9 protein-coding genes and 4 pseudogenes are annotated in these 14,392 nt (G+C 57.5%); 4 read left to right on the top strand and 9 right to left on the bottom strand.

Annotation, left to right across the window (positions count from 1 at the left end; translation table 11 throughout):
- Positions 1-55: 55 nt before the first annotated feature.
- Positions 56-1,084: an IS110 family RNA-guided transposase gene (locus AC07WT_RS29040; protein ID WP_494949594.1), complete on the top strand. Its 1,029-nt coding sequence runs from the start codon at positions 56-58 to the stop codon at positions 1,082-1,084.
- Positions 1,085-1,358: 274 nt separating this feature from the next.
- On the opposite strand, the pseudogene AC07WT_RS29035 reads toward AC07WT_RS29040, so the two are convergent.
- Positions 1,359-1,553: pseudogene (locus AC07WT_RS29035) on the bottom strand (transposase); the annotation flags it as partial.
- Positions 1,554-1,697: 144 nt separating this feature from the next.
- Here AC07WT_RS29035 and AC07WT_RS29030 point away from each other — a divergent pair.
- Positions 1,698-1,979: pseudogene (locus tag AC07WT_RS29030) on the top strand (IS30 family transposase); the annotation flags it as partial.
- 106 nt (positions 1,980-2,085) lie between these two features.
- Here the strand turns inward: AC07WT_RS29030 and AC07WT_RS29025 are convergent.
- From AC07WT_RS29025 to AC07WT_RS28990, 8 genes and pseudogenes are all read right to left on the bottom strand, one after another.
- Positions 2,086-2,564, bottom strand: a pseudogene (locus tag AC07WT_RS29025) (IS30 family transposase); the annotation flags it as partial.
- 478 nt (positions 2,565-3,042) lie between these two features.
- Positions 3,043-4,767: an L-arabinonate dehydratase gene (gene araD, locus AC07WT_RS29020; RefSeq protein WP_494949593.1), complete on the bottom strand. Its 1,725-nt coding sequence runs from the start codon at positions 4,765-4,767 to the stop codon at positions 3,043-3,045.
- Between the two features lie 303 nt (positions 4,768-5,070).
- The gene (locus AC07WT_RS29015) at positions 5,071-5,592 is read right to left on the bottom strand and encodes a gamma carbonic anhydrase family protein (RefSeq protein ID WP_494949592.1); all 522 of its coding nucleotides are present in this window, start codon (positions 5,590-5,592) and stop codon (positions 5,071-5,073) included.
- Between the two features lie 291 nt (positions 5,593-5,883).
- Positions 5,884-6,768, bottom strand: coding sequence for a beta-keto acid cleavage family enzyme (locus AC07WT_RS29010; protein WP_494951068.1), 885 nt, complete (start codon positions 6,766-6,768; stop codon positions 5,884-5,886).
- A gap of 1,161 nt (positions 6,769-7,929) precedes the next feature.
- Positions 7,930-9,162, bottom strand: coding sequence for an NAD(P)/FAD-dependent oxidoreductase (locus AC07WT_RS29005; protein WP_494949591.1), 1,233 nt, complete (start codon positions 9,160-9,162; stop codon positions 7,930-7,932).
- Complete coding sequence (locus AC07WT_RS29000) at positions 9,159-10,034, bottom strand: sugar phosphate isomerase/epimerase family protein (protein ID WP_494949590.1); 876 nt, start codon at positions 10,032-10,034, stop codon at positions 9,159-9,161. The genes AC07WT_RS29005 and AC07WT_RS29000 overlap by 4 nt, the downstream gene beginning before the upstream one ends.
- Positions 10,035-10,058: 24 nt before the next feature.
- A complete protein-coding gene (locus AC07WT_RS28995; protein ID WP_494949589.1) occupies positions 10,059-10,379 on the bottom strand; it encodes a Rieske 2Fe-2S domain-containing protein in 321 nt (106 codons plus the stop codon).
- 102 nt (positions 10,380-10,481) lie between these two features.
- On the bottom strand, positions 10,482-11,486 hold the full coding sequence (locus tag AC07WT_RS28990) for a sterol desaturase family protein (protein WP_494949588.1): 1,005 nt from the start codon (positions 11,484-11,486) through the stop codon (positions 10,482-10,484).
- A gap of 263 nt (positions 11,487-11,749) precedes the next feature.
- Between AC07WT_RS28990 and AC07WT_RS28985 the strand changes: the two are divergent.
- Both AC07WT_RS28985 and AC07WT_RS28980 read left to right on the top strand, forming a co-directional pair.
- A pseudogene (locus AC07WT_RS28985) lies at positions 11,750-12,313 on the top strand (IS30 family transposase); the annotation flags it as partial.
- Positions 12,314-13,144: 831 nt separating this feature from the next.
- Entirely contained in the window at positions 13,145-14,278 is a 1,134-nt protein-coding gene (locus AC07WT_RS28980; protein ID WP_494949587.1) for an IS110 family RNA-guided transposase, read from the top strand.
- Positions 14,279-14,392: the final 114 nt, after the last annotated feature.

Raw genomic sequence — 14,392 nt, 5'->3', positions numbered from 1 at the left:
ACCTTCCGGAGGAAACTGGGCGTCTCGTTCTTGCCAACCAGTGTGGAGGTACATCGTGGAAATTGATATTCTCGGCATCGACCTCGCAAAGCGTGTCTTTCAACTCCATGGCGCGGACATGCGCGGCCGGGCGGTGTATCGCAATAAGGTTTCACGACCGGCCCTGATCGAAACAGTGCTGGCCTTGCGTCCCCGGGCGATCGCGATGGAAGCTTGTGGCTCTGCCCATCACTGGGCGCGGCGGTTCCAGGAAGCAGGCATCGAGGTGCGCCTTATCAGCCCCCACTACGTTACGCCCTTCGTTAAAACGAACAAGAATGATCGCAACGACGCTGAAGCTATCGTCGAGGCGGCATCCCGGCCGTCCATGAACTTCGTCGCCGTGAAGTCGGTTGAACAACAGGACATGCAGGCAGCGCATCGCGTGCGCGAACTTCTTGTCCAGCAACGAACGGCGATTATCAACCAGGCAAGAGGTCTTCTGGGCGAGCGCGGCATCGTGATAGCCCAGTCTCCGGCAGCCTTCAGGAAAGCGATACCTGAGATTCTCGTACGGACTGAAGGGGAGCTCACCAGCTTCTGCCAGTCCCTGATCATGGCGCTTGTCCAGCATTTGCGCGCTTTGGAAGAGGAAATAGCCGTGGCAGAAGGCTGGATTTGCTCGTTCATGAACCGCTCGGCTCTGTGTCAGAAGATCGCTGCCGTGCCGGGAGTCGGCCCAATTACAGCGACGGCAATTGTCGCTGCCGTCGGTCGCGCTGATGGTTTCAGAAATGGCCGTCATCTCGCGGCGTGGCTTGGCCTGGTACCCAGGCAGCACTCGTCTGGTGGGAAGTCGCAACTCTACGGCATCAGTAAAAGAGGAGACAAGTATCTACGGACGCTGTTAATTCACGGAGCGAGATCTGTCCTGATCCGCGTGTCCGGCAAGCTCGATGCCCGAAGCCGCTGGCTGCAGGAGCTGATTGCGCGTCGAGGCTATAACAGGGCATGCGTTGCGCTCGCCAACAAGAACGCACGCATCATTCAGGTACTTCTGAGCACCGAAGCGACATACAAACCTCTTGCACTGGCCGATTCATGAAGGCACTGAAGCTATGAAGGGCTCATCTTAGTCATAGCCACATAACCATCACTGGTTTGCGAAGCTTCCCCATTGTGATGACAAAACCGGTTAGACCAGCGTCCCAAGATCCTGTACTTTCTGCCGGCCGATAAAAAAGGCCGAACTGCTGCCAAGGACGGGGCGCGCGGATCTCATCAAGGCTGCGGGCATGCAGGCAAGCCCAACAAGCAAGCCGGATACATGTTTGCAGACCGTTTTACATCACGAAAGAAGCTTGCAAAACGCGTCGGGTCCATACATGCATGAAGTGAATCTGCAACATCGTCGCAACCGGAAATGGCGGACGCCCAGTCTTCCCCTTTGAATAATCCGGCTCGATCAACGCAATCAGCCTTGACCAAGGCACGACGCGTCTCATCTCGTCGAGGAAGTCGCGCTTGCGCGTGCGCTTGGTTGACAGGTTCAAGCCGAGATGAAGTTGCGTCATCGTGACGTTCCGAGGTCGTTTCTTCATGAGATAGTACTACTTATAGTTTCGACTCACACGGGGTTTTGCAGAGGTTCCTTAACATTGTCGGCGCGTTTACAAGCGGAAGACATCGCGGTCGGGACTTGTGGGTAAAACTGAGAACATTGGGAAGGCGATCCTCTATGCGGCAGTGGTAGCAGCCAGATCGCGACGCTCATCGAGCGCCAGACCCGCTATGTCATGCTCCTTAAGATTGCCAGAAAGGACAGTGAGACGGTCGTAAATGCGCTCATCAAACATGCCTGCAATTGCCCCATGAACTCTACAAGTCGCTCACTTGGGACCGTGGAACGGAGATGGCTAGCCACAAAATTTTTACTGTTGCGAGTGACATTGCCGTCTGGGTCTGCGACCCGCAACATCCCTGGCAGCGCGGTTCTAACTCGGCCATGCGGCGATCGCGCCAGCACATCCAGAGAAGAATGAGGATCACGTCAGGATTTCAAGATTCGCGACACGGTTGTGGCCTGGCGTTCACTGATCCACACGGGCTACGCCGGAAGTGTTTCAGCAATTCCTTCTTCAAGGCACTGCGGGCTTGAATGAAGGCACTGCGATAGATGGTCTCGTGTGACACGTGATATTCCTCGTTGTCCAGGTACACGCGTGCGCGGCGTCAGTGCTTTAAGCCATCCGGCGATCTGCTGGGGTAACCACCGCAGTTGGTTTGTCTGCAGATGGTGGAGGGAGACCGAGAAAGGCGGCCAGCTATTGACTGGATCGAGTCGTCAGCAAAGATCCCTCTGGATACCTCCTCGCGCTCGTACAAGTTACCGCCAGACGCGAGCGACGTCGCCGCGCCAGCTGGTTCCATCTGTTTCGGCCAGAATCCGTTGCACGGACCAATGGTTCCGATCAAACAGCTGGCGAATATGCTGCAGGGATTCACCCTTCTGCCAGCGTTCCCACATCAGCGCTTTCTGCTTCTCGGTAGTAAATCCGGCGTCGCTGTTCCCACCGGTTAGGCAGCTTCTCATGTGTTGCATCCACAGGTTGAATCCGCCGCTTCCAACCTGACAGTCAGATTTTCCACGGATTCAACGAGCGCTTCACCGGCACCGCCAAGCCGCCGCGACGCATCATTATTGTTGCCGCTCGCACGGCTCTCGCGAGCGCGCTGTGGTGTCATTTCTAACACGACGACGCCCGACACCTACTCAAACGGGACTTCAATGTGGCGAACGCGTCGCTCACATCAGGCGCAGCGTTCAATGCGCCCCTCGAAACATCCGGGCTACCCGCGCGGGTAGCCCTTCTCCTACCAAAATGACGCGGGTTCGTAACAGTGTCAGCCAGGGGTTTGCGGATGCGATATGATGCGCCAGCCCCACGCCAACGAGGAGCATGCCACCAGCTCAGGCAAACAAATTTCCCCCGGATAATAGAAACGATTCCCGCGTGCGACCTAGAATGACCGGCAAGAGTCGCTTACGGGCCGATCATCTCATTACTCACCGACCTTTGGCATGACTTCGCGTTGCAGGAATCCAAAGTCGCAGCCTTTGTCCGCCTGCAGCACATGAGTCTGATGCAACGCGCCATACCCGCGCGAGAACTTCGGCTCCGGCGCAACCCATTCGGCCTTCCGCCGCGCGAGTTCTTCATCCGACACCAGCACGTTCAGCTTCCGCTGCGGCACATCGAGTTCAATTATGTCGCCGTCACGCACCAGTGCAAACGGCCCGCCGACGAATGATTCCGGCGCCACGTGCAGCACGCACGCGCCGTAACTGGTGCCGCTCATGCGCGCATCGGAGATGCGCACCATGTCCCGCACACCCTTTTGCAGCACCTTCTTCGGAATCGGCAACTGGCCCCACTCGGGCATGCCCGGCGCGCCCACCGGCCCCGCATGCTGTAACACGATCACACAGGTCTCATCTATCTCGAGCGAGTCGTCGTCGATCCGAGCGGTCATATCGTTATAGTCCTTGAACACGACCGCACGCCCCGCGTGCACTAGCAGATGCTGCTCGGCCGCGCCCGGCTTGATCACCGCGCCGTCGGGCGCGATGTTGCCGCGCAGGACCGCAAGGCCGTTATCGGCCATTAGCGGATTGTTCCGGCGGCGGATCACGTCGTCGTTGAAAATCCGCGCCCCTTCGAGGTTCTCTCCGAGCGTCCTGCCGTTGACCGTCTGCTGCGAGCGGTCGATCAGTTCGCCCAGTTCGGCGAGCATCGCCTGCAGGCCGCCCGCGTAATAGAAGTCTTCCATCAGATAGGCGCCGGTCGGCCGGATGTTGGCCAGCACCGGCGTGCGACGCGAGATGTCGTCGTAGCGATCGAGCGTCAGATGAATGCCCGCGCGACGCGCTAGCGCGATCATGTGCACGATCGCGTTGGTCGAGCCTGACAGCGCGAGGCAGGTCGTCACCGCATTGTCGATCGACTTTTCGGTGACGATGTCGGATGGCTTCAGGTCTTCCCACACCATCTCTACGATGCGCATCCCCGTCTTCGCGGCCATCTGCGCGTGACGCGAGTCGGGCGCCGGGATCGAAGCGAAGCCCGGCAACGTGAAGCCGAGCGCTTCCGCGGCGCTCGTCATCGTCGACGCCGTGCCCATGGTCATGCAATGGCCCGGGGAGCGCGCAATGCCGCCTTCGACGCCCCGCCAGTCATCTTCCGTGATCTTTCCCGCCCGCAGATCGGCCCAGTATTTCCAAGTGTCCGAGCCGGAGCCTAGCGTCGCGCCGTTCCAGTTGCCTCGCAGCATCGGGCCCGCGGGCAGGAAGATAGTTGGGAGGTCCATCGAGATCGCACCCATCAGCAGCGCGGGCGTGGTCTTGTCACAGCCGCCCATCAGCACTACGCCGTCGGCGGGATAAGAGCGCAGCGTTTCTTCCGCTTCCATCGCCAAAAAGTTGCGGTAGAGCATCGTCGTGGGCTTCTGAAACGGCTCGGACAGCGTCTGCACCGGCAGTTCGACCGGGAAACCGCCGGCCTGCCAGATGCCGCGCTTCACTTCCTCGACTCGCTGCTTGAAATGCGCGTGGCAGGGATTGATCTCGCTCCATGTATTGAGAATCGCGATCACAGGCTTCCCTGCGTATTCCTCGCGGCTGTAGCCCATCTGCGCGGTACGCGATCGATGTCCGAAGGCGCGCAGATCGTTCACACCATACCAGCGATGGCTGCGTAGATCTTTAGGATTCTTCCTCTTAGTATTCAATCTCACACTCCAGTACTTTCGCTTTATGCCGCCGTCCAAGCGGGCCAAGCGCAGGCCTCCCGCAGCCGGCGCATAGATTTAAATAGTTGTCCGCATTGAGAACCGAACGCTTCATGTCGTCGGTCCCGTAAGCCAAAGATGCTAACTTGCGCCGGATCTCACTAAATGTCAGGTACCTATCGCAGAATGATTGGGAAACGTGAAATAACGCCAATCAACGCCGTGGCATGCTTATCTCATTACGATTTACAGTGACCATGGGCATGCACATCGGTCTAGAACGAATCCAGCATTCAAACACAGCTATGAATCTGATTTCTGCGCCTGTTCATAAAAAGTCTTAGTTACGACATATCGTGAAGCCGTCTCAGCTAGTCCTTTTCGTTCATCATCGCGGAGAGGTCTCTTTATAGCCACAGGATTTCCAATATACAAGTACCCAGACGAAAGCACTTTTCCAGGCGGAACCAGAGAGCCGGCTCCCACGACCACTTCAGATTCGATAACCACACCATCCAAAACCGTGCTGCCCATGCCGATCAGTACACGGTCCTCTATCGTGCAGGCGTGCAAGATGCATGCGTGCCCGACGGTCACATCGTCGCCAATCGTGAGAGCGCCAGACGGGGAAACGTGTAAAACACTTGCATCCTGGATATTCGAGCGAGCTCCAATGCTAACCTTAGCCAAGTCTGCTCTTATGACAACCAGCGGCCAGATAGATGAATCATCCCCCAAGACGACGTCGCCGATTAAAAGCGCTGCAGGATCGACGTATGCAGACGCGGCGATCTCCGGCGATTGCGCTCTAAAAGATCTAAACAAAGCGTTTCCTTCAATTCTGTTACTTGATAACCGCCATATAACATAGCGATGCTCACATCGGTAGAATGCGCATTCATTGAGTCAGAAGCTAGTCTAGACCGCCTCTTCATGCCGGGCGCGTCGTCCGCAACGTTCAGTAGTCTGAAAACGAACGAAAACGTGAGAGGTCCGACCGGCACTATTTGTTCGACGCCGTCCTGCATCAATTCCGACTCTTGCCACTTACTGTCTCCCGATTGCTACTGCGAGCAAAAACTCCTTCAGCGCGACATGGACGAACCGTTGGCCTCCCTATCTGACCGGCAACCCGAGAAGGTCGCGGGCCTCAGCAGCTGTCGCAACTTGCCCACCGAGCATCTCAACTATCTGTACTGCCCGTTCAACCAATTGAGCGTTATCCTTAGCCAAGACTCCGCGCTTCATGTAGATGTTGTCTTCAAGACCAACTCGCACATTACCGCCAAGTAGAAAGGCTTGTGCGAGGACCGGGAATTCGAACCGTCCCAACCCAAAGGCCCCCCAATTGCTTTCCCCAGGCAATAGCGATGCCGCGTAGTTGAGAGTAGCAGGCTTACTGTCGAAGCCAAAGCTGACACCCGTCGCGATCTGGAAGAGCGGCGGTCCGTCGATGAGACCGTCGTCCATCAACTTCCGCCCGAGGTGAATGTCCCCCGAATCAAAAACCTCCAGTTCGGGCTTTACTCCTGCCTCACGAATTGCACCCGCCATGTAGGCCACATGCTTGGGCGTATTGACGACGACTGACGTCCCGTAATTCATAGTGTTCAGATCCAGGGAGCAGATATCGGGTCGCAGTGCGAGCACATGCTCGATACGTTTATCTGGAGTTGTCAACGTTGATCCTGGTCCAGCGACCATAGGATCACTATCACCCGGTATAAACCGACCACCGGGACCAGTCGTCAAATTGATAAGCACTTCCGACCCACTCGCTCGGATGCGTTCCACGACTTCTCGATAGTATTTCAGTTCCATGCTCGGAGCGCCGGTCTCCGGGTCTCGCACGTGAATGTGTGCAATCGCAGCACCTGCCTTTCCCGCTGCAATACATTCGTTTGCAATTTGCTCTGGTGTAATCGGCAAGGCTGGCGTTTGGTCCGCCCGCGTAATGCTGCCTGTTACAGCACATGAGATGATAGTCTTGCGCGCCACGATCCCTCCTTAACAAGGCAATTTATTCATTAAATCGGTAGCCGGCCATCTGCCGACCTTCAAGGGCGGCGCCAGACTACCTTTCCATATCAGGCACAAACGATAAACATACTTTACCGAAGGAGCGGCCACGACTGAGGCGTTGTTCCCCATACTAACGCTCTTCTTCCGCGACATTCCTCGCTCTGACGCATCAATTAGGAGCGTCTACGGACGTCCGAAAGTTAGGAAAATATGGGCAAGACCGCGTCGCTCGGATACGCCAAGTCCGATCAACGCGTTGAGCGGCGGTCTGTTGCACGGAGGCTCAGCGAGAGCGACCTATTGAACCTGTGGCCAACCGACTCCAGTCAGACGTCCAGTCTGTTTTTCTTCTAGGTTTTTTTTGGGACACTGAATGATTCGATATACATTGATACTTGGGTACTTCATGGCGCCAGGTTTGCTCCGAATCCGGCCCGACTAGCGCTCGGCTGCGCTGTTTCGGTGTTCATAGCGTTGATTGTCCACGTGAATGCCCAGGGGGCATCAGATCGTCGTAGCTAGGCATCAAATCCTATACGCGAGGGGTCGACGAACTGATACGTACGATACCAGCGGTGTCGAGTACTGTTCGAAGAAAGGCATCATGCGCACGCGTCCGACGTTCACCCGACCGATGTGGAGGAACCTGTTCTGACAATGGCACTTGAGCTCGCTGTCACGACGTGGAAGGCCGCGCTGCACGACGGCCGGCGCGAGCAGCTTGCCGTGCACACGGTCGTGGAGCCACGGGCCGCGCCCGCCTGCTAGCTGTGGTGGAACTGATAAGCGGCACAGGACATAGGGTCGCTGCCGCCGGGTGCGCATCGTCGTCTGCTACCAGCCCAACGAGGACGCGTTCTGGATCGGTGTCGCGAGATCGCGTGCAACGTCGTCGATCCGGCGAGCCTTCCGGTTGCCGTCAGCGCCCGCGCGACGACTGACTGGCTGGGACACTCAAGCAGTGGTCGACTTTTGCGTACCTGCGCGGTGAGCGCGACCGCATGCCTGCTTCCGCTGACCCCGCCGTCTGCGGCCAGCTCAGCGCATCAACTTACTACTCACGTGACGCACGCTGCATACAGCACGTCCTGATTTCCCGTTGAATGTCGATGCCTCACTTCATCAAGCAGAGACTCATTTTTAAATTAATAACGATTTGAGGCTTACCGCCGGGTCTTCGAGCGCCGCAGCTGCTGGAGCTAGCCGCTTGCCAATTATTCCTTGGGCGACACGTATCTCCTTGGCGATCGCGCCCAAGGTTCCAAAACCGCATGCAGCAACAAGCCGTCCATCGGCGTCCAGGTAGAAAAAGAACTGGCCTTTCGTGCCAAGATTTCTAGCGACTGGGACGTACCTGTCACGAACGAGACCGGCCACTTGAAGGGTCTCGTCGTATTGGTCCGACCAGAACCATGGGACTTCAACATAGGCGCGGCTCGCTCCAAGCATGTTCGCTGCGGCCGCCGCACCTTGGCGTTGTGCATTGCGCCAAGCCTCAAGCCTGATTCGCTCGCCATATAACGGATGCCGGAAGGAGCAGCAATCTCCCGCCGCGAAAATGTGCGGATCTGAACTAGTCAGCTTTTCGTCTAACACAATACCGTTGTCTACGTCTATCTGCGCCGTCTTAGCGACTTCGACGTTCGGCTCAGCACCAACACCCACAACCACTAGATCAGCCGCGCGGGCGGAGCCATCTGCCAGTACGACCATTGAACGTCCCGCATTTGTTTCAATACGCTCCACCGTGGCACTAGTTTCGATTCGAACACCAGCACGTTCATGCTTCAGCCTAATCAGTTCGGCTATGGGAGCGGGAACCGCGCGGGTTAGAAGGCGTGGGGCGGCCTCGAGTACAGTCACCGATGCACCTCTCATCGTTGCACTAGCGGCAACCTCGAGCCCGATGAAACCACCCCCGATGACCACCACCTCGCGGCCTCGCCCGATCAAACGGCGGATGTTCAATGCGTCGAGATACGTGCGTAGAGTCGCCACCGTACTTCCCGTGCTAACTGGAACATTCAAGGCACGGGGACGCGCACCGGTGGCAAGCAGCAGACGTTCGTACCCTATCAAAGTGCCGTCTGATAGTTTCACCGTGTGCTTTATGGAGTCTATCGACTCAACGGTACGTCCTTGCATATATTGAATTCCTAGCGCCCCAAGCCGTTCGGACGTAACAAGTAACCTGGGTGCGGCGTCCTGCTCTGTGAGAATTGCTTTGGACAGAGGCGGCCGCTCATACGGGAGCATGTTTTCATTGCCAATTAGTACGACCGAGCCGTTCCATCCGCCCTCCCGCAGAGACGCAGCGGCCGCGGTGCCGGCCTCGCCGGCTCCAATGATTACCATGGCGGGTTCAAAACTCACGTGACTGACCTACCTTCTAAAGATACCTGCATGTCGCCTTCTGTATGCTCAAATAGCTCGCGCACCATCGACTTGATCAACAGGGCTTCCTCCCAGCGATCTGTGGTGTCATTACCTTCGCGATCGGTGATGGCATACGGCCGCGGACCCAGTTCGCAGGTGAACGCCAGGACTGCGTCGTCATCAGCTCGCTTTCGCCAGCTTCTGAAGCCGTACTCCCACCAGCGCATAAAAAGATCGAGCCAAATCTTGTGCTGTGGGAACGTGATCTCTACCTGAATCTGCTCGCGAGACGCTACGCGACCATGAAAAGCCCACGTTCGGTCGAGCACCTCTCTGACTAGCGCCTCGTCTTCTTCAGAAATCGGGTACCAGAACTCCCGACCGAGCAGCACGTGCGAGAGATCTGCTAACATTCGCATCTCCGGCACTGCATCAATTAGATCGAGGGTGAAGAGGAGGTCTGTCGTCATCCTATTGCGATGTGTCTCGAAATAGATCGGCATACCGGCGTCCTGCGCCGCTTTCATCCATCCTTTCAGTAGCGGGACGCATTCCTTGACTCGGCGTAACCGCACGTTAGGCTGAACGTTTAGGTGCAAAGCACCGAGTCGCTGTGCTAGCTCAATCGCTGTTCTTAGGTCACCTATTGTTTTTGGGAAACACATACCTTCGACCGCGAGTCCGGTCCCGTGCAATGCGTTCTCCAGCTCAGCGACCGCTACGGGATCAACGCACGGCGCGCTGATACCGTCGAAACCTCCTCCCTTTATCATGCTCACGACGTCCTGGACGGAAGGCTCTATGCCATCCGGATGCCGTCGCTCCATCGCCCATAGTGACTGGAGTACGATCAGATTTTGTTTGGCCATTACATACTCTCAGTATGGCGCCAGTCAGATCTTGATGAAGATAAAATCACCTTCGACCTTAACTTCGTAGTTGCGTAGGTCCACGCAAGCAGGAAGTGCCCGCGCCTCGCCGGTCCGATAATCGAACGTCCCGAAGTGTTTAGGGCATTCGACGATACGGCCATCGACGACACCGTCCGCTAAGTGGACCTTCTCGTGAGAACAATTTCCATCGAGAGCAAAATAGTCGCCCTCCGGCGAGCGAACAATTACAAAAGTGCGTCCGTCGTGGTCAAAACGGAGCGCCTCTTCGGGTTCTAATGCATCGCGGGCGCAAGCCGGCACCCACTCTCGTGCGGTGATCAAGGTATTTTTCCCTCTGTCTCTGGTGTAATGGCTTCGATAATCGCCGGAGCGGCACTCCTTTTACGTGTGTTAAACATCTCCCCGCCCGGCGTCATAGGCTAATCAAGATACATCGCGAACGTATTTCTTAGCTTTAATGCGCTTGTACATCATTTCGTCAGCCTCGGGCGAGCCGTCATGGGCCGTACCGAACCACTCGTCGAAAGGAATGGTTCGTCCGCCATAATTTACCTCAAAATATTTGTGATGCAGGTAGTGATCATAGTCCGCGGTAGAGATACATTTCTCATCTCCGATCACGATCCGGTCAAATCCGGTGTGGCCCTGCGCTGCCGACAGGCCAGCGTGCATGAGATGAAACATTGCATGCAGTGGATGCGAGGGCACGACAAAATGTATTAGCACTCCCGAAAAGTACACAATGTGCTCGATCGGATGCATCGACAGTCCAGACCATGGACCTGGATTGATGTTGTTGTGATGCACCTTGTGGATGCTGTGGTAGAGCGGTCCGATGTGGAGCGCGCGGTGGACCCAATAAAAATGGAATCCACGCCACACAGGCACGAGCAACATCAGCCCAATAAAATAGATCGGATGCTGTCGGAAATCGACGTAGGGAATGTAGCCATTGGCGAACATCCACCAAGTAAATACTTCAGATGCGGTCCACACGGGCACGGCACTGCACATCGTCCAAAACACATTCTCGGCGTTCTGGCTTCCAAAGAGGAAGTTCGAATTTCGCGTTTCTGGCCACTTCGCATTGTACTTGAAGTCAGTCCGTTGGCGACGCTGGATGTATAGCACGGCGTGGAACCCGCCATAGACCAGCAGTGTCAGCACCGCATTCCGCAAGAGAATGAGCCATATCCAAGGTCCAAAATCCCGCATCGTCGCCAGGGGAGGCGTCAGGTAGACCCAGGTAACGATCCCGATGGCGAGATACAGCGCATTCCAGGGTAAGAAATATCCCGGATAACCGAACAGCCAGACCAAAAACCTCTTTGGATCGGGCGGCCAGATGAAGACGGGAGCGCGCTTCGCCAGCGAATTGGGTTTCCAGTTCCCCCGCTTGTCGCGGGTGCCGTGCAGAGTGTCGTCCATGAATTGCTCCGTTTTCTTGCGTTGTCGTTGGCGAGACAAAATTGCTTTACTCCGGCGGAGTGCCTCGTCCGATCTTGAACCTATTTTGACGACTTTTTCGATTTAAATTGTGCAATTGGCGCCGCCTCGCCGAAGAGATTCCGCGCAAGGACCGTTTGACATGCATCTTTTGGGTGTGAAGCCGCTCGGCAGCGCTAGCAGCGGGCTTTGGGAGGTCGGCCTCAAATCTGAAGTGCAACACCGTTTTCGTATAAGGTGTTGCGATGCACGAAAGAACCCAGTACCGGCAACTTCAACCTGAAGAGCGCCTGACCATTGCCAGCCTGCATCTGCAGGGTTCGAGTATCCGGGCCATGGCCCGGATACTCGGGCGCTCGCCGGCCACCGTGAGCCGTGAACTGACGCGAAACAGCTCTCCCGCAGGCTACGCATCGGTACCAGCTGAAGCGCTCAGCGCCGCACGCCGCAGCGCGGGCCGCCGCCCCACAAAGCTCGGCCTGCAAAGCGTCGGCTGGCGTATCGTTCTCACCCTGCTCGAGTGGAAATGGTCACCCCAGCAGATATCGGGCACACTGAAGCGTATGTATCCGACTGACCCGACCCAGCAGGTTTCGCACGAAACCATCTACACGGCCATCTATGCCCAGCCGCGCGGCGAACTGCGCCGCCAGCTCATTGCCTGCCTGCGCCATGGTCACAGCACGCGCATGCCGCGTACACGCGGCACAGACCGACGCGGACAGATTCCCGACATGGTCAGTATTCATGTGCGGCCGCCCGAAATCGAGGACCGACTGCTGCCCGGACACTGGGAAGGCGACTTCATCGTGCGACCTGCAAGTCGCATGTTTCTCTGTTTCACGGGGGTAGGCATGACCTGATGAAACCGGCTGTTCCATCAGCTGTTCCCTACCCGGGCATGCAGAACCGGTAACAGTGCTGTGTGAAGCCTCGGGGACAACGTAGCCGCCGGATAACCGGTACGCCGAGCCGCGAGGCAAGGCGGAATCTGCCAGCACGAAGGCGGAGAGGCGCAAGGGATGGATGGGTACGACCAACACATGTGAACGTCTGAAACGCGCCGTTACGCCTAACAAGCCAAACGTGCTGACAGGCTTGGACCAGTGCGACATGAAGTCGCGTATGCAATTGTTTTACCCAGCCGAAAGGCTGGTCAGGAAACCGGTCGTTCCGTCGACCGTAGCCTACCGGTGCATGCGTTGTTGGCAACGACGACGTGTGAAGCCACCGGGACAACGTGGCTGGCCTCTGGCCTAGCTGGCTCCGTGAGGAGAGGTAACGCCTGCGAGCGTTGATGTGGGTGAGCTGCAAGGCTGGATAGTATGGTCAACATAAGTGAACTGCCACAGACATCGTTAGCCTGAACAAGCCCAAAGCGCTGGTGGCTTGAACCAAAATGGTACGCGGTCGGATGTTTCCCCTGGTTCAGGAAACACACGGACAAGCAGACCGCCGGTGGATAGGCAGGACCTACCCTATTCGTGTTGCATACGTGGAACATGGTAAGTCAGAATGATTTTCCGTGAGGCCGGAGGCTGGCCTGCCGCTGGGGAATCAACGCGGGTTAGCATGACTGCCAGAGCCGCACGGGCGCGGACTGGGCCGCGCCCCGGCGATCTTGCCCAACGGAGGCCAGCATGAGCAACGATAGCACGATCTACATTGGACTCGACGTTCACAAGGATTCAATCACAGCGGCGTACGCGATTGATTCGGGCGAGGTCGAGCTGTTCGGCAAAACCGGTACGACAGGGACTGACATCGATCGCCTGTGCCGCCGCCTGCAGTCCAAGGCGCGCCACGTATGCGTCGTCTACGAAGCTGGCCCGTGCGGCTACGGTCTCTACCGGCAGCTTATCCAGAAGGGTTTCGACTGCATGGTCTGCGCACCATCACTGATTCCCCGCAAACCCGGCGAGCGGGTCAAAACCGATCGGCGCGATGCCGTCAAGCTGGTCCGCTCCCTGCGCGCGGGTGACCTGACCGCCGTCCACGTACCCGGCATCGACGACGAGGCATTCCGCGATCTTGCCCGCGCGTGGGGCGCTGCCCGCGAAGATCTGCGTCAGGCCCGTCAGCGGCTCAAATCCTTTCTGCTCACGCATGGCGTTCGCTATACCGGTGCCGCCAACTGGGGCGAGCCTCATCTGCGCTGGCTCGCACGCTGCTCCTTTCCCAGCGCCTGGCAGCAGCTTGCCTTCGAGGAGCATCGGCGCACCATCGAAGACCGGCTTGCACAGTGCAAACGTCTCGAAACCGCCCTGCGTGACGCAGTCACCACCTGGCGATTCTATCCCGTGGTACTGGGGCTGCAGGCCATGCGCGGCATCCAGTTCGTTACGGCCATCGGGATGGTCTCGGAGGTGGGTGACCTGTCGCGCTTCGGACACCCGCGCCAACTGATGGCATGGCTTGGTGTGACGCCGTCAGAGAATTCATCAGGAGGCAAACGCCGGCAGGGCAGCATCACCAAGACCGGTAACTGCTACGCCAGGAAGCTGCTGGTGGAGGCAGCGTGGAGCTACCGCCATTGCGCGCGGCTGAGCAGGGAAATCCAGGCACGTCTTGAAGGATTGCCCAAGCCCATCATCGACCGAGCCTGGGACGCCCAGGTGCGCCTGTGCCGGCGCTATCGGAAGCTCGTCGCGCGCGGCAAGCAGAAGAACATTGCAGTCATTGCCATCGCCCGCGAACTGGCTGGCTTCATCTGGGACATCGGTCGGCTTGCGATGTCACTGGCCCTTCCACGCACAACCCAACCGGAGGCATGACGGCGGCACCAAACCTCCCCCCAACTTCACGGAAGAAGTTTCCTGAAGACGGCGCAGCCCGGCATCCGAGCAACCCGCGTTCGGACTTCGCAACGGCCATTGGCCGACTTGCGC

The sequence above is a fragment of the Paraburkholderia sp. GW821-FHT02A12 genome (assembly GCF_059422005.1).
Note: the sequence above shows the minus strand (reverse complement) of the source record. Positions and strands in the feature narration are given on the sequence as shown.